At 36.4% G+C, this 20788-nt stretch carries 17 protein-coding genes; 10 read left to right on the top strand and 7 right to left on the bottom strand.

What is annotated here, in order from left to right:
* Positions 1-320: 320 nt before the first annotated feature.
* The 7 genes from AB9L17_RS25120 to dnaA all read right to left on the bottom strand — a co-directional run bounded on the left by AB9L17_RS25120 (position 321) and on the right by dnaA (position 10245).
* Positions 321-1403 (bottom strand): HD-GYP domain-containing protein, encoded by a 1083-nt coding sequence (locus AB9L17_RS25120; RefSeq protein ID WP_223553669.1) that lies wholly within the window; start codon positions 1401-1403, stop codon positions 321-323.
* Between the two features lie 145 nt (positions 1404-1548).
* Positions 1549-4026, bottom strand: coding sequence for a DNA gyrase subunit A (gene gyrA, locus AB9L17_RS25115; protein WP_223553671.1), 2478 nt, complete (start codon positions 4024-4026; stop codon positions 1549-1551).
* A gap of 25 nt (positions 4027-4051) precedes the next feature.
* On the bottom strand, positions 4052-5986 hold the full coding sequence (gene gyrB / locus AB9L17_RS25110) for a DNA topoisomerase (ATP-hydrolyzing) subunit B (protein WP_223553673.1): 1935 nt from the start codon (positions 5984-5986) through the stop codon (positions 4052-4054).
* A gap of 92 nt (positions 5987-6078) precedes the next feature.
* A complete protein-coding gene (recF, locus tag AB9L17_RS25105) occupies positions 6079-7194 on the bottom strand; it encodes a DNA replication/repair protein RecF (protein WP_068985826.1) in 1116 nt (371 codons plus the stop codon).
* Positions 7195-7197: 3 nt separating this feature from the next.
* Positions 7198-7422, bottom strand: coding sequence for a S4 domain-containing protein YaaA (gene yaaA, locus AB9L17_RS25100; RefSeq protein ID WP_068985825.1), 225 nt, complete (start codon positions 7420-7422; stop codon positions 7198-7200).
* A 167-nt stretch (positions 7423-7589) separates the two neighbouring features.
* Positions 7590-8726 (bottom strand): DNA polymerase III subunit beta, encoded by a 1137-nt coding sequence (gene dnaN, locus AB9L17_RS25095; RefSeq protein WP_223553674.1) that lies wholly within the window; start codon positions 8724-8726, stop codon positions 7590-7592.
* A 169-nt stretch (positions 8727-8895) separates the two neighbouring features.
* Entirely contained in the window at positions 8896-10245 is a 1350-nt protein-coding gene (gene dnaA, locus AB9L17_RS25090) for a chromosomal replication initiator protein DnaA (protein WP_068985823.1), read from the bottom strand.
* Positions 10246-10928: 683 nt separating this feature from the next.
* Here dnaA and rpmH point away from each other — a divergent pair.
* The 10 genes from rpmH to AB9L17_RS25040 all read left to right on the top strand — a co-directional run bounded on the left by rpmH (position 10929) and on the right by AB9L17_RS25040 (position 20772).
* Positions 10929-11063, top strand: coding sequence for a 50S ribosomal protein L34 (gene rpmH / locus AB9L17_RS25085; protein WP_004233310.1), 135 nt, complete (start codon positions 10929-10931; stop codon positions 11061-11063).
* A gap of 101 nt (positions 11064-11164) precedes the next feature.
* Positions 11165-11509 carry a ribonuclease P protein component gene (gene rnpA, locus AB9L17_RS25080; protein WP_223553676.1) on the top strand — a complete coding sequence of 115 codons (345 nt, stop codon included), beginning with the start codon at positions 11165-11167 and terminating at the stop codon, positions 11507-11509.
* Between the two features lie 282 nt (positions 11510-11791).
* A complete protein-coding gene (gene yidC / locus AB9L17_RS25075) occupies positions 11792-12562 on the top strand; it encodes a membrane protein insertase YidC (RefSeq protein WP_068985821.1) in 771 nt (256 codons plus the stop codon).
* Positions 12559-13368 (top strand): RNA-binding cell elongation regulator Jag/EloR, encoded by an 810-nt coding sequence (jag, locus tag AB9L17_RS25070; RefSeq protein ID WP_068985820.1) that lies wholly within the window; start codon positions 12559-12561, stop codon positions 13366-13368. Before yidC ends, jag begins: the two co-directional genes overlap by 4 nt.
* A gap of 258 nt (positions 13369-13626) precedes the next feature.
* Positions 13627-15012 carry a tRNA uridine-5-carboxymethylaminomethyl(34) synthesis GTPase MnmE gene (gene mnmE / locus AB9L17_RS25065; RefSeq protein WP_068985819.1) on the top strand — a complete coding sequence of 462 codons (1386 nt, stop codon included), beginning with the start codon at positions 13627-13629 and terminating at the stop codon, positions 15010-15012.
* Between the two features lie 28 nt (positions 15013-15040).
* On the top strand, positions 15041-16936 hold the full coding sequence (gene mnmG, locus AB9L17_RS25060; protein WP_068985818.1) for a tRNA uridine-5-carboxymethylaminomethyl(34) synthesis enzyme MnmG: 1896 nt from the start codon (positions 15041-15043) through the stop codon (positions 16934-16936).
* A gap of 169 nt (positions 16937-17105) precedes the next feature.
* Positions 17106-17822, top strand: coding sequence for a 16S rRNA (guanine(527)-N(7))-methyltransferase RsmG (rsmG, locus tag AB9L17_RS25055; RefSeq protein WP_375199911.1), 717 nt, complete (start codon positions 17106-17108; stop codon positions 17820-17822).
* A gap of 179 nt (positions 17823-18001) precedes the next feature.
* Positions 18002-18901, top strand: a complete 900-nt coding sequence (gene noc, locus AB9L17_RS25050) for a nucleoid occlusion protein (protein WP_068985816.1) — start codon at positions 18002-18004, stop codon at positions 18899-18901.
* A gap of 268 nt (positions 18902-19169) precedes the next feature.
* Positions 19170-19931, top strand: coding sequence for a ParA family protein (locus AB9L17_RS25045; RefSeq protein WP_068985815.1), 762 nt, complete (start codon positions 19170-19172; stop codon positions 19929-19931).
* Complete coding sequence (locus AB9L17_RS25040; protein WP_068985814.1) at positions 19924-20772, top strand: ParB/RepB/Spo0J family partition protein; 849 nt, start codon at positions 19924-19926, stop codon at positions 20770-20772. The genes AB9L17_RS25045 and AB9L17_RS25040 overlap by 8 nt, the downstream gene beginning before the upstream one ends.
* Positions 20773-20788 lie beyond the last annotated feature (16 nt).

The following is a 20788-nucleotide window of genomic DNA, read 5'->3' as shown; positions in this document are numbered from 1 at the left end:
TTTCGTTTAATGCGTCACCTCTTGGCGACTTACTTATAATATCAAGAATCTAAAACTATGTCAACACTTTCTCAATAAATAATTTATATATCTATTATTCTTCTATTACATCAACATGTTTAAAGGTTCTAAATAATATTGATTCATTAATTCAAAGAGATGGTATTCTTTATTTTGAATTGTAGATAATAATTCTCTTGTATTCATCTCTTTATATTTAGAGATATTACGAATGCTTTTGTTTCACCTCATAAACTTGTGTCGACAGAAATAAAAATAAAAAAGACAACCGCCAATGTTAATGGGTTGCCTTTCGTCTATTATAAGTTCGTTATAATACGTGAAATATAGAAGGTACGATTTTTACTTAAATCAAATATCTCCCCTGAATGACTTAATTTGATAAGTGGTCGAGTTGGTGCAAATTTATTTACAAACATTACTTCGCCATGTTCAAGATTAGATAGTTCAACAATTGTTCCTATAGGAAGATCAGCAACAATATCTATAAGTGCACGAACTACTTTAATATCAAACTTTCCAAATTCAGATTCATTAATCATCTCTATAACTTTAAAAGAAGATTGCTTTGTTCTATAAACTCGTTCGCATGTCATTGCGTGGAATACATCTGCAACAGCGATAATTTGTGCAAAAGTAGAGATATTAGCAATTTTTTCTCCCTTCGGATAGCCACTACCGTTTAAACGCTCATGGTGCTGGAAAATAGCCTCTTTCATTGTATCCTTTAAGATTGTTAAATCTTTGACCATATGATAGCTATAAATCGGATGCTTATAAATTTCATCAAACTCCTGCTCTGTTAAGGTTGTTTTTTTATCACGGATACGTGGATGAACTTTTGCCATCCCACAATCAGCTAATAAACCTCCAATTGCAACTTGAATTGTAATTCCTTTGTCATAACCTAATTTTTGTGCAATCACTGCAGAAATCAATGCTGTTGCTACACAATGATGGTACAAATAGTCTTTTGGATTTGAATACTCATTTAAATCAAAAATTATTGTACGATCTTCTAAAACCATTTCTAATAATGGCAAGATAATTTTACGTGCTTTCGCAATATCTACCTTTGCTCCAGCTTCCCAGTTTTTAAATTCCTTTTTGAATTGCTCAACAGAATTGTCATAGACCCTTTTAAAAGTTGGAATAACCTCTGGTGGAACAACTAATTCTGTTTCTATTGTCTCTGATTGAATCTCTCTACCATCTTTATAAACAGGGACTCTTGAAATATTAAAAGCAAAAAAAACGTGTAAATGATCATAAGAAATTATTGTATTTTTAAAAATTATTGGATATTGTGTATTAGCAAAAATATCTTCAGAAATCACTTTACCAACACGTAATTCTGGAATTGGAACATATATTGTTTCCACCCGATTAACACCTCTTCACTATTTCACTACTTAAACATAAAGTTAATTTCATTTTATCACGAATTCAAAATAATTACTTATTTTTCATAATTTATGCTAAAAAAACCGATGAACGGCAACAATAGCTGTCGTCATCGGCCTATTATTATTCTTCTACTTGATCTTCTACTTGATCATTTTCTTCATTTGATTCTTCTTCTTTTTCAACCTTCGCTACAGTTGCAACAAGTTCGTCATCCCCTAAACGAATTAAACGAACTCCCTGTGTACTACGACCAATTAATGAAATATCATTCACATCCATACGGATTAGCATACCATTAATTGTGATAAGCATTAAATCCTCAGAACCATCAACAGTTTTTACAGCTACCATTGGACCGTTTTTATCAGTGATTTGAATTGTTTTCAATCCTACGCCACCACGGCTTTGTAAACGATATTCCTCTTCAGAAGTACGTTTACCGTAACCTTTTGCAGTAACAACTAAAATTTCCTGTCCTGGTTCAACGATTTCCATACCGACCACTTCGTCACCGTCACGAAGTTTGATACCGCGTACACCACCAGCAGTACGTCCCATTGAGCGAATATCATCCTCTTGGAAACGTACAAGCATGCCATCGCGTGTACCGATAATCACTTGCTTCTCGCCATCTGTTAAACGAACAGAAATAAGATCATCATCTTCTCGTAAACTTATAGCTATTAAGCCGTTTGTACGGATATTAGCAAATTGAGAAACTGGAGTACGCTTTGTAATACCTGTTTTAGTAGTAAAGATGAAGTATGCATCTTCTTCAAATGAATCAACACGAATCATCGCTGTTACTTTCTCACCTTTTTCAATATTGAGTAAGTTAACAATCGGTAATCCTTTCGCTGTACGACCAAATTCCGGAATCTCGTAACCTTTTGCTCTAAATACTTTTCCTTTTGAAGTGAAAAATAAAATTGTATCGTGTGTGGATGTATTCATAAGGTGCTCTACGAAATCATCTTCGTTAGTGCCCATACCTTGTACACCACGACCACCACGTTTTTGACTGCGATATGTATTCGCAGCTAAACGTTTAATATAACCATTGTGCGTTAATGTTACGACTGAATTTTCGACTGGAATTAAATCCTCGTCCTCAATCATCTCTATACCACCAGAAATAATTTCAGTACGACGTGTATCGTTAAAGCGTTCTTTCAGTTCTAATATTTCAGTACGAATAATATCAACAATTTTAGCTTCATCGGCTAAAATCGCTTTTAATTCCGCAATTAGGACTTGAAGCTCTTGGTACTCTGCTTCAATTTTTTCACGCTCTAATCCACTTAAACGAACTAAACGCATATCTAAAATTGCTTGTGCTTGACGTTCAGATAAATTGAATCGTTCCATCAATTGTGGTTTCGCCTCATCACCACTACGAGATCCACGGATAATAGCGATAATTTCGTCAATATGATCGAGGGCAATACGTAAGCCCTCTAAAATATGTGCACGATCTTCTGCTTTCCTTAAGTCAAATTCCGTACGACGACGAATAATAACCTTTTGGTGCTCTAAGTAATGATGCAACATTTCTTTTAAGCCCATTACTTTAGGCTGACCATTTACTAATGACAGCATATTAATACCGAAGCTAGACTGCATTGCTGTTTGTTTATATAAATTATTTAAAACTACATTAGCATTTGCATCTTTACGAATTTCAATGACTACTCGCATACCACGTCGGTCAGATTCATCACGTAGGTTAGTAATACCATCAATTTTTTTATCGCGTACAAGCTCTGCTATTTTTTCAATAAGCTTAGCTTTATTCACTTGGTATGGTAATTCATGAATAAGAATTGTTTCTTTACCATTTGATTTTTGTTCAATCTCTACCTTTGCACGAATAATGATAGAGCCACGACCCGTCTCGTAGGCACGACGAATACCACTACGGCCCAAGATTAATCCACCAGTTGGGAAATCAGGTCCAGGGATAATTTCCATCAATTCTTCCGTTGTAATAGCCGGGTTTTCAGAAAGTGCAATCACTGCATCTATCGTTTCACCAAGTTGATGTGGCGGAATATTTGTCGCCATACCAACCGCAATTCCTGCCGCTCCATTTACTAATAAGTTTGGATAGCGACTTGGAAGGACAATAGGTTCCTTTTCTGAACCATCATAGTTATCTGTATAGTCAATTGTGTCTTTATTAATATCGCGAAGCATCTCCATTGCAATACGAGACATACGTGATTCTGTATAACGCATCGCTGCCGCTCCGTCGCCATCGACAGATCCAAAGTTACCGTGACCATCGACTAACATATAACGATAGCTGAAATCTTGCGCCATACGTACCATTGCATCATAGATGGATGAGTCACCGTGTGGGTGGTATTTACCCATTACGTCCCCAACGATACGTGCTGATTTTTTATACGCTTTATCTGCTGTATTCCCTAGTTCTTGCATGCCATATAAAATACGGCGATGTACAGGCTTCAATCCATCTCGTACATCTGGTAACGCACGAGAAACGATTACACTCATCGCATAATCGAGGAAGGATGTTTCAATTTCTTTTGTTATATTAACTCCTTTAACACCGGAGCGTTCTTGTTCTGACAAAGTGTAGACCTCCTCTCAAGAAAAATTAAATATCTAAATTAGCGTATACAGCATTTTCTTCGATAAATTGACGACGCGGTTCAACTTCATCGCCCATTAAACGCTCAAATGCTTGGTTTGCTTTAATTGCATCATCTAATTCTACTTGTAACAATGTGCGATGCTCAGGGTCCATTGTAGTTTCCCAAAGCTGCTCTGCATTCATTTCTCCAAGACCTTTGTATCGTTGCACATTTGGTTTCGGCATTTTTGGTAGTCGTTCTAAAATTCCCTTTAATGTTTCTTCATCGTAGCAATATTCAACATGCTTACCTTGCTTTACTTGATAAAGAGGTGGCTGTGCAATATAAATATAACCTGCCTCTACGAGAGGTCGAAGGAAACGGAAGAAGAAAGTTAACAGTAATGTTCGGATGTGCGCACCATCAACATCGGCGTCTGTCATAATAACGATTTTATGGTAACGAGCCTTTTCTAAAGTAAACTCTTCCCCAATACCTGTACCAAATGCTGTAATCATTGCACGAATTTCTGTATTGGATAAAATTTTATCTAAACGTGCTTTTTCAACGTTAAGGATTTTACCACGTAACGGTAAGATTGCTTGGAAGTGTCGGTCACGCCCAGATTTTGCTGACCCACCGGCAGAGTCACCCTCAACGATATAAATTTCACATTCTGATGGATTTGTTGATGAACAGTCAGCTAATTTCCCCGGTAAACTTGATACTTCAAGTGCATTTTTGCGACGTGTAAATTCACGTGCTTTTTTAGCAGCGACACGTGCACGAGCAGCCATTAAACCTTTTTCTACAACCTTACGAGCAACAGTAGGATTTTCTAACATAAAACGTTCAAAACCATCTGAGAATAAGGAGTTAGTAATTTGGCTAACTTCAGAGTTACCAAGCTTTGTTTTTGTTTGTCCTTCAAATTGTGGATCAGGGTGCTTAACTGAAACAATAGCTGTTAACCCTTCACGAACATCCTCACCAGTAAGATTTGCATCTGACTCTTTTAATTGCCCGTTTTTTCGCGCGTAATCATTAATAACACGTGTTAGAGCTGTTTTAAAACCAGACTCATGTGTACCGCCTTCATACGTATTAATGTTATTAGCAAATGAAAAAATATTTGAAGAGAACCCAGCATTATATTGCATAGCAATTTCAACTGAAATTCCATCCTTTTCTCCAAGAACGTCAATTGGTTCATGGATTGGCTCTTTAGATTGATTCAAATGCTCTACATACGAACGAATACCACCTTCATAGTGATACGTTGTAGAACGTTCTTCATCTTCGCGTTCATCAGCAATTGTAATTCTGATACCACGATTCAAATAAGCTAATTCACGAATACGATGTGCTAAAATATCGAATTCATAAACTGTAGTCTCTTTAAATATTTCCGGGTCAGCTTTAAAACGTGTAGTTGTTCCATTACGATCTGAGTCACCAATAATTGTTAGCTCTTGAACCGTTTTTCCACGTTCAAATTTAATCTCATGTATATGACCCTCACGATGAACTTGAACGATCGTCTCAATTGATAGAGCATTTACAACAGATGCCCCTACACCATGTAGACCACCAGATACTTTATATCCTCCACCGCCGAACTTACCGCCAGCATGTAGCACTGTCATAATAACTTCAACAGCAGGCTTACCCATTTTTTCTTGAATACTTACTGGAATACCACGACCATTATCTTCTACACGAATCCAATTGTCTTTTTCTATCGTTACTGTTATATCTGTACAAAATCCTGCAAGTGCTTCATCAATACTATTATCAACAATTTCCCATACTAAATGGTGTAGCCCTTTAGAGCTTGTTGAACCGATATACATCCCCGGTCTTTTACGTACCGCTTCTAAACCTTCTAATACCTGTATCTGATCGGCTTCATAAGCTTGATTTTGTAAACCTTCGTTCTCTATAGCCACGGCTTTCATCTACTCCTTCATAACATCATTGTGTGTAAATGAATGAACAGTCAACCGAGCTGACTATTACCATTCTTTTGTAATCTAAAAAACTCCCCGGGCTAACTTTCTTCAATCGCTCCTTGTTTCACGTGAAACAGTTGTGCATGCTCCATCGTTTCATGATGAATTCCATCAACACTTGTAGTCGTTACAAAAGTTTGAACTTCACCTTGAATGGTATTTAATAAATGCGATTGACGATAATCGTCGAGTTCCGACAATACATCATCTAAAAGTAGTATGGGTGTTTCATTTGTTTCTTGTTTAATTAACTCAATTTCAGCAAGTTTTAATGAAAGAGCGGTTGTACGTTGCTGTCCTTGCGAACCGTATGTCTGAACATCATAGCCATTTACTAAAAACTGCAAATCGTCTCGATGTGGACCAACTAGTGTTACACCTCGATCAAATTCACGCTCCTTAGCTTCAAGTAGTTTTTTATGCAAGAAGCCTTCAATTTCACTGGAATTATGTTCTTTTTCGATACCAGCTACTGTGCGGTATTTAATAACTAACGTTTCTTTCCCTTGTGAAATACCTGCGTGAATTGGCTCTGCCCACTCCTGCAATAAATCCATAAATTGAAATCTTTTTCGAATAATTTGGGTAGCTGCGTGAATATATTGTTCATTATAAACCTCGTACATCACGTCATCTGACATTGCTTTACCTTGATTCATTTTCAAAAAGTGGTTACGTTGTTTTAAAATTTTTTGAAAGGTTAATAAATCATGTAAATAGACAGGAGAAATTTGCCCAATCTCCATATCAATAAAACGTCGCCGTATTTGCGGACTTCCCTTTACAACGTTTAAATCTTCGGGTGCAAACATCACGACATTCATTTGGCCAATATAATGACTGAGGCGACTCTGTTCTATGTGATTTATCTTACCTTTTTTGCCTTTTTTCGTAATCGTAAGCTCAATCGGTAAAATACCATGCCTTTTTTGAACTGCCCCTTCTATTTTACCATAGTCTGAATCCCAACGTATTAATTCTTTATCGTTCGTCGTGCGGTGGGATTTAGCCATCGCTAATACGTAAATAGATTCCATAACATTTGTTTTTCCTTGAGCATTTTCACCAATAAAAACATTAATTTTTGGAGAGAAGTTTAAAGCTAAGGCATCATAGTTACGGTAATTTGTAAGTTTTAATTGCTCTATATGCATAATCTACTGTCCAGCGGTACCAACGATACGGAATCGACCACATCCAGGAATATTTACAATGTCACCATCACGTAATTTACGACCGCGGCGATCATCTACTTCTCCATTTACATATACATCATTTTCGTGTAAAAACCACTTGGCCATGCCACCAGAGCTAATAGCATCAGTCATTTTCAAAAGTTGCCCTAATGTGACAAACTCTACATCAATTTCAATGTCCTTCATAGCTGTGTTTCCCTCCAAATACAGATTGTCTATCTCTCTATCATACCTAAAATTTCGTCATAAGTAAAAAAAGATAGTCGCAATTAGCGACTATCCGAATGTTTTCCAAAGCAATAAAAACCTAAAAGTATGGAGTTTTATTTTCTCCAACGAAAGTAGTTTAAATTTTAGTAAGTACGTACAGGTAAAATCAATTGTAAAATAGCATCATCATGAACAGAGCGTAAAATAAACGGTCTCATTGCACCTGTGAATTGTATAACCACATCTTGACCATCTATTGCTTTTAATGCTTCCATCATGTATTTCGCACTGAAAGAAATCTTTAAGTTCTCCCCTTCTAATGACTCGACAGGAATTTCCTCTTGTACTTTACCTATCTCTGGAGAATTAGAAGAAACTTCAACAGCTTGATTATCTAAAATTTCGAAACGTACAACATTATTACGATCGCCACGAGCAACAAGAGATGCACGATCAATTGCTTGTAATAATGATTTACCATTAATCGTTAAATTTGTTTGATATTCTTCAGGAATCAAACGTGTTGTATCTGGGTAATTCCCTTCAAGTAAACGAGAGAAGAATAATACTTCTCCAGTTTTAAATAATACTTGCTGACTTGTTATAACAATTTGTACAAGATTCGTTGAATCCTCTAATACTTTATTTAACTCATTCAAACTTTTACCAGGAATTACAACACTATGTTCAACTTCAGGTAAACTATCTAGTTGAACTTTACGTCTTGCCAAACGGTGGCTATCTGTTGCAACACAGATTAATGTTTCATTTTTTATTTGCCAGTTTACACCTGTCAACACTGGTCTACTTTCTGAAGTGGCAACAGCGAATACTGTTTCACGGATAATTGATTTTAATAGATCTGCAGGAATAGTAAATTTTTGATCCTCTGTTAATTCGGGTAATAAAGGATATTCAGCAGCATCTGAGCCAATTAAGTGGAATTCAGATTTACCTGAACGGATATGAGTTTGGAAACCAGGTGTTACTTGAATTTCAACCTCATTTGTTGGTAACTTACGTACAATCTCATTGAACATACGGGCTTGTACAACAATCGATCCTGTTTCAGTAATATGAATTATTTGTTGACCATCTTCTTCAACTGGAATAAATGTTTGAATTGTAATATCAGCATCACTACCTGTTAAGCGAATGCCCTCATTTGTTACATCGATTTTAATCCCCGTTAAAATTGGAATAGTTGTTTTAGAACTTACAGCTTTCATGACATCATTTAAACCCTCTAATAAACGGTCACGTAAAATATCAAATTTCATTCATTTTCCCTCACATATTTATATTATTTATTTATATAAAATAAAAAAGATATAGTAATAGGTCCTGTGGATTTGTGGATAAGTGTATTTAAGTGAATAAAATCAGTCTATCCACATGTAGATAGACTGTGTATAAGTTTGTGTTTAAACGATTGTGTTGTCCACAGAATTATTTCCCTAGCATGCTTCGAATTTGTTTAATATCTTGTTGCAGCTGAACGTCATTTTTCAACATAGAAGATATTTTCTCGTGAGCATGAATAACAGTAGTATGATCACGTCCACCAAATTCTTCGCCAATTTTCGGCAGCGAAAAATCTGTTAATTCGCGGGATAAAAACATCGCGATTTGACGTGGAAAGGCAATTAACTTTGTACGTTTTTTCGCGGCAAAGTCCTCTAAACGAATATTAAAATGCTCTCCTACTGCATTTTGAATGTCTAATATAGTGACAGTTCGTGGCTTCGAATTAGGGATAATATCTTTTAATGCTTCAGCAGCCAAAGTTGCATTAATGTCCTTGTTAACAAGTGATGAGTAGGCAACGACGCGAATAAGCGCACCTTCAAGCTCCCGAATATTGGAGTCAATCTGGTTCGCAATATAGAGCATAACTTCATTTGGCACTTCTAGACCATCAGCCTTTGCTTTTTTTCGAAGAATGGCGATACGAGTTTCCAAATCAGGTGGTGCAATATCTGTAATTAGCCCCCATTCGAATCGGGAGCGTAAACGATCTTCCAATGTCGGGATTTCCTTAGGAGGACGGTCACTGGAAATAACAATTTGTTTCGATTCTTCATGCAATGTATTAAAAGTGTGGAAAAATTCTTCCTGAGTTGATTCTTTTCCAGCTAGAAATTGAATATCATCAATTAGCAGTACATCTACATTGCGGTATTTATTGCGAAAATCAAGTGCCTTATTATCTCGAATTGAGTTAATAAATTCATTAGTAAATTTTTCAGATGATAAATATACAACTTTTGCATTTGGATTATGTTCTAAAACATAATGACCAATCGCGTGCATTAAGTGTGTTTTGCCAAGCCCTACTCCCCCATAGATAAAAAACGGGTTATAAGCCTTTGCAGGCGCTTCAGCGACAGCTAGTGATGCAGCGTGAGCAAAGCGGTTACCAGAGCCAATAACAAACGTATCAAAAGTATACTTCGGGTTTAACATCCCTGGTGAAATATCATGATGATCGTTATTTTTTGCTTGGATAATCGGCGCTGGCAGATCGAAATCGTCCGAATCCTGGTTTTTTTGAACAACAAACTTAATAAGCAAGTCTTCGCCTGTAAGCTCCGTTAATATACCTGTAATCAAATGAATATAATGATTTTCAAGCCAGTCTCGAGCAAACGAATTTGGCGCAGCAATGGTCACAGTAGAACCACTTCCATTGTAAGAAAGTAGTTTAGTAGACTTTAGCCACGTTTCGAAGCTTGGTTTAGAAATTTTTTGTTCAACTTGAGCCAGGACATTATTCCATAGTTCTTCTAAATGTTCCAAGCTGCTAATCTCCTTTACAGTTCAATACAAGTACAGCAATCAAAAAGCGCATTTATAGTAATGGTAAATACGTTCATTTTACAACTCGTCCACAAACTCACAAGTTGTGGATAAAAGTTAACCAAAGGCTGTGATAAAAATTATCCACAGCATATCAACAGTTGTGGATAAAATAAATGTTCATTTCAGTTTTCAACAAAGTGAAGCACAGATATCGTATCAGAAAAACAAAGTCATTTCAATAGTTTGTGAAACTTATCCACATACCTTTGATTTATACACTTTAGAGTTGTCCACAGTATCTGCTTATGTGTAAAAGCTGTAGATAAATGTTGTGGATAAAAAATAATGCAAAAAATACTATACACAACTCTGTGTAAAAAAAACAAGTACTCTGTGGATAATTAATGTAAGTAAAAAAGATAAATATTAAAATCCGTTCTTAAATAAAAATTAGGTGCATACGAATATGCATAGAGAGAATGGATAGTGTTAGATCTGAGACCTTATAGGAATACCTGCGCTTAAGTACATATATTGGCGGAGAGCGGTAAAAGATATACATAGACTTGCTTAAAGAAAGAAATTTATGAAATACATTGACAAAATAACTAGTTACTTTATATAATGTTCAGGTCTGTATGTTGAAAAACTCAACTTTCATTCAGGAGGTGTCTATATAAATGAAACGTACTTACCAACCAAAAAAACGTAAGCACAGTAAAGTTCACGGTTTCCGCGCACGTATGAGCACGAAAAACGGCCGTAAAGTTCTTGCTGCACGTCGTCGTAAAGGAAGAAAAGTATTATCAGCATAAAATAAGTCCACTGAGACACATCAGTGGTCTTTTTTTTCTTTATTTTTGGTAAACCTAGAAATGAGGATCAAAAGATAATTATCTAGTAGCAGGTGAAAGAAATGAAAAAACGCCAACGAGTGAAAAAAAACGATGATTTTCAAAAGGTGTTTAAAAAGGGTAAATCTTTCGCTAATCGTCAGTTTGTCGTGTATATATTTGAAAAAGAGGGACAAACGGAATTTCGTGTAGGTTTATCGGTTAGTAAAAAGCTTGGGAATGCGGTAACACGCAACCAGATCAAACGCTATATTAGGCAGAGCATTCATGAATTAAAGGATGAGTTAAAGCCAAATATGGACTATGTTATTATCGCCAGACAACCGGCGGCCACTATGGATTTTCATGAAGTGAAACAAAGCTTGCAGCATGTTCTACGAGTCGCGAAAGTATTGAAGAAAGCGTAATACGGAGGGCAGCCAAAGTGGCGAAAAGAATTTATTTTAGAAGTATGTTTTAAAGTACCGTAAAATACACATAGGGGTATTTTGTGGTACTGTTTCATAAGGATATATGTAAAATTAGTAACATACGCAAGTACATTGTTAGAATAATTAGTAGAGAGAAACGTTATATGCATGATAAAATAACTGATAACTTTATTCAGTAGTAGCAAACTTTCAATGAATAAAGAAGAAGAATGCATATAGTTTTAGAAAAAGTGAATAGTATTTGTAGGGGGAAGAGGGTTGAAGAAACAACTTTGGGTAATTTTGTCGCTAGCATCAGTAGCATTACTACTATCTGGTTGTACAGAATTTAGTGAACCAATCTCCAAAGACAGCACAGGCTTCTGGAATGAATTCATTGTTTGGCCTTTAGTATCAGTGATAAAATACTTCGCTGATTTGCTTGGTTCATATGCATGGGGGATCATTGTTGTAACGATTATCATTCGTTTAGCAATTCTGCCATTGATGATTAAACAAACAAAGAACGCTAAAAAAATGCAAGAAGTTCAGCCGAAATTGAAGGAATTGCAGAAGAAGTACGCTTCTAAGGATGCACAGACACAGCAACAGTATCAGCAAGAAATGATGAAGCTTATGAGTGAGTCAGGTGTTAACCCACTTGCTGGATGTTTACCTGTAATCATTCAAATGCCAATTTTAATTGGTTTCTATCATGCGATTAGTCGTATGAATGCTACATCTACTTTTGATTTAGGGAATTTCCTTATCTTCCCATTAGCAGATCCTGCACCGGCATTAGCAATTACTGCTGGTATCATGCAATTTATAGTTTTACGTACGGGTCCGGCAATGGATAACCCTCAAATGAAAATAATGATGTACATTATGCCAATTATGATTATTTCTTTTGGTATAGCATTACCAGCAGCATTATCACTATACTGGGTAATCGGAAACATTATCTCGATTATGCAAAACCTGTATATTTATAAACCTTGGGAAAAAGATAAAACACAACCTGCTCAAAATGGAGGGGCTAAAAAGTGAAACAACTTACGCAAATAGGCGCAACAACACAAGAAGCGATCTCATTGGCGTTACAGAAACTTGGCAAAACCCGTGAACAAGTAGATGTTGAAGTTTTACAAGAAGGTAAAAAAGGATTTTTAGGTTTTGGGGCACGATCTGCAGAAGTTCGTGTAACAGTTAAGGAAGGACAGGTTCGACCAACAATTGAGGCAGAAAAAGCTGAACAGCAAAATATGGCTCAATTTGACGAACCAGCAGTAAAAGATGATGTTGAAACAATAAGTTCACAAGTTTCTGAACAACCAAGTGATCTCGAAGCTGTTCAACAAGTCGTAGAGGATCAAAAAGAGGAAGAAGAAGCCTCAGTAAACCCAATTGAAGATGCAAAGGCTTATTTAGTTAATATTGCTGAACAATTGGATATTCATGATCTTGAAATTGAAACGACACGTGAAGGGAAATATGTTATATTTCAACTGAAAAGCGAGAAAGCTGCACTGCTTATAGGAAAACGTGGTCAAACATTAAATTCCTTGCAGCAATTAATACAGCTTGTGTTAAATAAAAGTGCCAAGCAGTTCTTAATGGTGAAATTAGACGTAGAAAACTATCGTGAGCGTCGTCAAGTGGCTTTGGAGTTACTAGCAGACCGCATGGCGGATAAAGCACTTCGCTTAAATCAGCGTGTGACATTTGAACCTATGCAGTCGTACGAAAGAAAAATTATTCATAATCAATTGGCAAACCGCTTTGATATTGAAACATATTCAGAAGGAACGGAGCCTAATCGTTATTTAGTAATTGAACCTGTAAAGAACGATTAAACTTCGCAAAAAACATACAGACATAGCTAAAGTCATTTTATCGTCATGATAAAATGACTTTTTTTATCTAGAAGTAAACTTTTGAGCATTTGCAATTTTTGTCGAAATACGTGCTATAAATGTAGAGCTTTCTTATTATCCACAATTGGAAATTATCCTTACTTTAGATTTTGCGAAAAATATGTTAGTCTAAGGTGTTAGTAAGTATTGGTCGGTTTTATTTATCCACATGTGGATAATGTTAAGGAGGTCATTAAAATGGAGTTCGATACAATTGCTGCGATATCCACACCAATGGGTGAAGGAGCTATTGCCATTGTTCGCTTAAGTGGGGACGAAGCAGTCTCAATTGCAGATAAAATATTCAGATCGCCTGGTGGAAAAAGTTTAACAACGAAGGCTACACATACAATTCATTACGGACATTTGGTCGATCCAAAAACCAATGAGGTTGTAGAGGAAGTCATGCTGTCATTAATGCGTGGACCTAAAACATTCACCCGTGAGGATGTAGTAGAAATAAACTGTCACGGGGGACTAGTTTCGGTGAACCGTGTATTAAAGTTAGCATTAACTAATGGAGCAAGACTCGCGGAGCCAGGTGAATTTACAAAACGCGCATTTTTAAATGGACGTATCGATTTATCTCAGGCTGAAGCAGTCATGGATTTAATACGAGCGAAAACTGATAGAGCGATGAATGTAGCGTTAGGACAAATGGATGGCAAATTATCGCGTCTAATTAATGACTTACGCCAAGCATTACTAGAGACATTAGCCCAAGTAGAGGTTAATATAGATTATCCGGAGTATGATGATGTAGAAGAAATGACAGTACCTGTACTAGTAGAAAAATGTACATGGGTACGAAATGAAATTATTAAGCTTCTGCAAACATCTTCTCAAGGAAAAATTTTACGAGAAGGTCTATCAACTGTTATTTTAGGTCGCCCAAATGTCGGGAAATCTTCTCTTTTAAATAGTTTAGTACAGGAGAATAAGGCCATTGTGACAGATATTGCAGGTACAACTCGTGATATTATAGAAGAGTACGTCAATGTTCGGGGTGTACCGCTTCGTTTAGTCGATACTGCTGGTATTCGGGAGACCGAGGATATCGTTGAACGAATTGGTGTTGAACGTTCGCGTGAGGCGTTGCGTGGTGCAGATTTAATTTTATTTGTTTTAAACTACGCAGAAGAATTGACTGCTGAGGATGAGCGTCTATTCGAAACAATTGAGGCGATGGATTACATCGTTATTATTAATAAAACAGATCTACCGCAAAAAATTGATTTAGCACGTGTCAAAGAGCTAGCGGGTGACCATCGCATTGTGACAACATCTCTTTTACAAGAAGAGGGGATCACAGAGCTAGAGGAAGCGATTGCTGCGTTATTCTTTGAAGGGCAAATTGAAGCGGGCGATTTAACATATGTTTCAAATGCAAGACATATTGCATTACTTCATCAAGCACAAGCAACGGTCGAGGATGCATTAGCTGGAGCACAAGCTGGTGTACCTGTTGATATGGTGCAAATAGATGTCACTAGAACTTGGGAAATACTTGGTGAAATTATCGGCGACACAGTACAAGAAAGCCTAATCAATCAGTTATTTTCACAGTTTTGCTTAGGAAAATAATTTTACTAAAGAAAGGAAGATACGAGCTATGCCAACAAATTATGAGGCAGGCACGTTTGATGTTATCGTAATTGGTGCAGGTCACGCAGGATCTGAAGCTGCTCATGCTGCTGCCAAAATGGGTGCTAACACACTGATGTTAACAATCAATTTAGATATGATTGCATTTATGCCATGCAATCCTTCCATTGGTGGTCCTGCCAAAGGAATCGTAGTACGGGAACTTGACGCATTAGGTGGCGTCATGGGGAAAGTTATTGATAAAACGCATATTCAAATGCGTATGTTAAATACAGGGAAAGGTCCTGCTGTGCGTGCATTACGTGCACAAGCGGACAAAGTTTTATACCAACAAGAAATGAAACGCATCTTGGAGGAAACTGAAAACTTGACAATTCAGCAAGGAATGGTTGAAGAGCTAATAATTGAAGACGGGGAAGTAAAAGGTGTTATTACACAAATTGGTGCTATATACCGCGCTAAAACAGTTGTGATCACTACAGGTACATTCCTTCGTGGTGAAATCATTATTGGTGACGTAAAGTATTCAAGTGGGCCTAATAACCAACAACCGTCAATTCGTTTAGCTGATAACTTAAAAGAGCTTGGTTTTGACCTTGTGCGTTTTAAAACAGGTACTCCACCACGAGTGAATAATCGTACAATTGATTATGATAAAACAGAGATTCAACCAGGAGATGATGTTCCACGTGCATTCAGCTTTGAAACAACTGAATACATTATGGATCAGCTACCTTGCTGGTTAACTTATACAAGCCTAGAAACACATGAAATTATTGAGGCAAACCTACATCTTTCACCGATGTACTCAGGGATGATTAAAGGTACGGGTCCACGTTATTGCCCTTCTATTGAAGACAAGGTTGTGCGATTTAACGATAAACCGCGCCACCAAATTTTCTTAGAACCTGAAGGTCGCAATACACGTGAAGTATATGTACAAGGTTTATCAACTAGCTTACCAGAACATGTACAAACACGTTTACTAAAATCAATTCCTGGCTTAGAAAAAGCGGAAATGATGCGTGCTGGTTATGCAATTGAGTACGATGCAATCGTGCCAACACAATTATGGCCAACTTTAGAAACAAAACGTATTAAAGGTTTATATACAGCTGGTCAAATCAACGGAACTTCTGGTTACGAGGAAGCGGCTGCTCAAGGCTTAATGGCTGGGATAAATGCTGCCGCTAATGTGCTTGGTAAACAAGAATTAATCTTAAGTCGTTCAGATGCTTATATTGGCGTATTAATTGATGATCTAGTAACAAAGGGAACAAATGAACCGTATCGCTTACTAACATCTCGTGCAGAATATCGTTTACTACTTCGTCATGATAACGCTGATTTACGTTTGGTAGAGCTAGGTTATAATGTGGGAATGGTTACTGAAGGAAGATATGCAACATTCAATGAGAAAAAAGAGCTGATTGAAAATGAAATTGCACGTCTCCGTGAAGTTATTATTAAACCAAATGAAGCAACACAAGCTGCTATTCGCTCTGTAGGTGGTAGTGAGCTAAAAGATGGTATCCGTGGAGCGGATTTATTAAAACGTACAGAAATGCATTATGAATTAGTTTCTTCGTTAATTCCGGCAGACATAGAGTTTTCGGATGAAGTGAAGGAGCAAATTGAAATTCAGCTTAAATATGAAGGTTATATTGAAAAAGCATTGCAACAGGTTGAAAAGCTTCATAAAATGGAAAATAAAAAAATCCCTGAAAATATTGATTATGACGCTATTTCAGGTCTAGCAACAGAAGCTCGACAAAAATTAAAACAAGTCACACCACTTTCCATTGCCCAAGCATCACGAATCTCTGGTGTAAATCCAGCAGATATTTCAATATTACTCGTTTATATTGAGCAAGGTAAAATCGCACGTGTCAGCGGCGAATAATAAAGATTCGTAAAGTGAATAAGGGGCGGGCATACCATTGTGCCCGCTTCCTATTTTTAAGGCTTTGCTATTTTACTAGTTGATTCGGAAATGTGAGTAGTGTGAGTAGTTACATACTTACAAGTCAATAATAGAGATAGTAAAGCTATATAGATAAAGGAGACTTTACATGAACGAACAACAATTTTTTGAGGCGCTAAAGGAGAAGGGCATCGAACTTTCTGAAAAACAGATGGCTCAATTCAAAAAATATTTTGAGTTACTTGTTGAGTGGAATGAAAAGATGAACTTAACTGCTATTACCGATTTAGAAGGTGTTTATTTAAAACACTTTTATGATTCGATTAGTGCTTCTTTCTATTTTGATTTTTCAAAAGTAATAACAGTTTGTGATGTTGGAGCAGGAGCTGGTTTCCCAAGTATTCCAATTAAAATCTGCTTCCCGCATTTACACGTAACAATTGTTGATTCTTTAAATAAAAGAATTACATTTTTAAATCATTTAAGTGATGAGTTGCAATTAGAGAACATGGATTTTGTACATGCGCGAGCAGAGGAATTTGCTCAAAATGCGAAATATCGTGAGCAGTTTGACGTTGTAACAGCCCGTGCAGTAGCCCGTTTATCGGTTTTATCGGAGTTATGCGTACCATTAGCAAAACAAGGTGGCTATTTTGTTGCTTTAAAAGCAGCAGCAGGCGCAGAAGAATTAAAAGATGCAAAAAAGGCATTAGTTACATTAGGGGTTATACTAAAAGAAGAATTTTCTTTCCAGCTACCTGTTGAAGAAAGTGACCGTGTTTTATATATCTTTGATAAAATAAAAGGAACACCAAAAAAATATCCGCGTAAACCAGGTGTACCAAATAAATCACCGATTCAATAATTAGTGTTTCATGTGAAACTTCTCAAAGTAGAAAATAATTTTTCTATTTTGAGCATACATACTAGTTATGGATGGTTCACGCAAATGACATCTATGAACTATATACATTTTAAGAAATATAATAAATAATAATAGAATGACACAGAGCAAGATAGTTACTTAAAGGTGGTGCCACTTGGATGAAAAGTCCTTTTTCACGTTTTTTTGGAGGCGGAAATAAAACAGAGCCTATTGTGAAAAATGAAGTAGAACAAGCAGAGACGGTTCATGCAGCAGAAGAAGTTATAAAGCTGCCTATTGATCAAATTGTGCCTAACCGTTTTCAGCCACGTACTATTTTTGATGATGAAAAAATCGAAGAATTATCAAGAACCATTCATACGCATGGTGTGATTCAGCCAATTGTTGTACGTAAAACTGCGGAAAATCAATATGAAATCATTGCTGGTGAGCGTCGTTATCGAGCAATGAAAAAGCTACAATGGACAGAAGTTCCGGCCATTATAAGAAATTTAACTGATAAGGAAACAGCTTCTATCGCGTTAATCGAGAACCTGCAGCGTGAGGAGTTAACTGCAATTGAAGAAGCTGTGGCCTATCAAAAATTATTAGAGCTTCATGAGCTAACACAAGAAGCTCTGGCCCAACGACTTGGAAAAGGACAATCCACGGTAGCCAATAAATTACGTTTATTAAAGCTGCCTGAAGAAGTACAGCGAGCTATTTTAAAGCGTGAAATTTCTGAACGACATGCACGTGCATTAATTGCGATAAAAGATCAGCCATTACAGCTAGAAATTTTACAACAAACGATAGAAAATGATTGGAATGTTCGTCAGTTAGAAGAGCAAATTTATGCTTTATTACATCCTGTGGCGGCAGATCAAGAAGAAGCAACGCCGAAGAAAGCAAAGCCTAAACGTAAGGCGATTAGTAAAGATGTGCGTATTGCTTTGAATACTATTAAACAATCATTATCTATGGTAACGAAGAGTGGTATAACAGTTAAGACTGAAGAAGAAGATACAGAGGAATATTATCAAATTACAGTGAAGATACCTAAAAAGAAAAAATCTTGAGTACAAGAATTAAAGTTATTTTAGGAAAGTAATTCATTGAATTTTTTAGAGACATCACAGAAATATTTCTGTGATGTCTCCTTTTTTTGTATATATTCTTAATATTTTATACAACTCTTTTCTATTTTTTTGATAGAATGAAAGTAAGATAGCAGTATTTAACTTCTTGCAGCGGATGTCCAAACATCCGCCGGAGGCATAATTGATCAGTGATTTTACAATTGATTTGTCAAAGTGAACTTTGATAAATGAAAGCAGGTGCTTTTAAATGGGTAGAATTATAGCGATCGCCAATCAAAAGGGTGGCGTAGGAAAAACAACAACATCAGTCAATTTGAGCGCTTGTTTAGCGTTTTTAGGGAAGAAAGTGCTCTTAATCGATACGGATCCACAAGGAAATACAACAAGTGGACTTGGTGTTAATAAAGGAGAACTTCAAGGCTGTATTTATGATGTGTTAATTGATGATGAAAACGTTGAAAATGTCATTAAAGAAACAAATGTCGAAAACTTATCGATTGTTCCAGCAACCATTTCACTAGCAGGAGCAGAAATTGAATTAGTTTCGACAATTTCAAGAGAAGTACGTTTAAAGCATGCACTTCAAGATGTTAAAGAAGACTATGATTATATTATTATTGATTGTCCACCTTCGTTAGGGCTTCTAACAATTAATGCTTTGACTGCATCAGATGCACTTATTATCCCTGTACAATGCGAATATTACGCATTAGAGGGACTAAGCCAGTTGTTATCAACCGTCCGTTTAGTGCAGAAGCATTTAAATCAGCAATTATATATTGATGGCGTATTATTGACGATGCTTGATGCACGAACAAACCTAGGCTTACAAGTTATTGATGAAGTAAAAAAATATTTCCAAGATAAAGTATACAAAACAATTATCCCTCGTAATGTACGATTAAGTGAGGCTCCAAGTCATGGGCAGCCAATTATCATTTATGACGCAAGATCAAGAGGTGCAGAAGTTTATTTGGAGATGGCGAGGGAAGTGATTAAAAATGGCTAAAGGTTTAGGAAGAGGCATAGGTGCATTATTTCCTGGAGAGTCTTTAGAGCAAAGTGGACAAGTGGAAGAAATACAATTAGAGTTTATCGTCGCAAACCCATTCCAGCCTCGTAAAATTTTCGATGAAGAAACTTTACAAGAATTAGCAGACTCAATACAGGAACATGGTATTTTACAGCCAATTGCTGTACGTAAAAAAGGACGAAAATATGAAATCGTTGCTGGGGAACGCCGATATAGAGCAACTCAATTAGCAGGATTAGAGGTTATTCCAGCTATTATAAAAGAGCTATCAGATACGCAAATGATGGAGTTAGCGATTTTAGAAAATCTACAGCGTGAAGATTTGACTGTTATCGAAGAAGCTGAGGCATATCAAAGCCTAATGGAAAACTTACATCTAACACAGGAGGAGCTATCCAAACGATTAGGGAAGAGTAGACCACATATTGCCAACCATGTTCGTTTACTAGCATTACCAGAGGATGTTCGTGCGTTCATGAACGATGGCGTACTATCGATGGGACAAGGACGAGCATTACTTGGATTAAAAAATAAAAGAAGAATATCAGAAGTAGCCAATAAAGTCATTAAACAAGGCTTAAATGTCCGTCAAGTTGAAATGTTGGTACAAAATTTAAATGAAGAAGTTTCACGTGAAACAAATCAATCGAAGAAAAAGGATATATTTGTTGTAGCAAAGGAATCACAATTGCGTGATTATTTTGGAACAAATGTCCAAATTAAGAAAGCTAACAATAAAGGGAAGATTGAAATTGAATTTTACTCTGAAGATGATTTAGAACGTATTTTAGAAATACTAAATTTACAGGAAGAGTAAGAGAAATATCGATCAC

Source organism: Lysinibacillus sp. RS11 (genome assembly GCF_042019215.1).
GTDB lineage: Bacteria > Bacillota > Bacilli > Bacillales_A > Planococcaceae > Lysinibacillus > Lysinibacillus xylanilyticus_A.
Note: the sequence above shows the minus strand (reverse complement) of the source record. Positions and strands in the feature narration are given on the sequence as shown.

What these genes read in the sequence shown, in the direction of transcription:
- gyrB (WP_223553673.1), bottom strand. Translation starts at nt 5,986, where the DNA reads ATGAAAGCCGTGGCTATAGAGAACGAAGGTTTACAAAATCAAGCTTAT.
- recF (WP_068985826.1), bottom strand. Translation starts at nt 7,194, where the DNA reads ATGCATATAGAGCAATTAAAACTTACAAATTACCGTAACTATGATGCC.
- yaaA (WP_068985825.1), bottom strand. Translation starts at nt 7,422, where the DNA reads ATGAAGGACATTGAAATTGATGTAGAGTTTGTCACATTAGGGCAACTT.
- dnaN (WP_223553674.1), bottom strand. Translation starts at nt 8,726, where the DNA reads ATGAAATTTGATATTTTACGTGACCGTTTATTAGAGGGTTTAAATGAT.
- rpmH (WP_004233310.1), top strand. Translation starts at nt 10,929, where the DNA reads ATGAAACGTACTTACCAACCAAAAAAACGTAAGCACAGTAAAGTTCAC.
- rnpA (WP_223553676.1), top strand. Translation starts at nt 11,165, where the DNA reads ATGAAAAAACGCCAACGAGTGAAAAAAAACGATGATTTTCAAAAGGTG.
- mnmE (WP_068985819.1), top strand. Translation starts at nt 13,627, where the DNA reads ATGGAGTTCGATACAATTGCTGCGATATCCACACCAATGGGTGAAGGA.
- mnmG (WP_068985818.1), top strand. Translation starts at nt 15,041, where the DNA reads ATGCCAACAAATTATGAGGCAGGCACGTTTGATGTTATCGTAATTGGT.
- rsmG (WP_375199911.1), top strand. Translation starts at nt 17,106, where the DNA reads ATGAACGAACAACAATTTTTTGAGGCGCTAAAGGAGAAGGGCATCGAA.
- noc (WP_068985816.1), top strand. Translation starts at nt 18,002, where the DNA reads ATGAAAAGTCCTTTTTCACGTTTTTTTGGAGGCGGAAATAAAACAGAG.
- AB9L17_RS25045 (WP_068985815.1), top strand. Translation starts at nt 19,170, where the DNA reads ATGGGTAGAATTATAGCGATCGCCAATCAAAAGGGTGGCGTAGGAAAA.
- AB9L17_RS25040 (WP_068985814.1), top strand. Translation starts at nt 19,924, where the DNA reads ATGGCTAAAGGTTTAGGAAGAGGCATAGGTGCATTATTTCCTGGAGAG.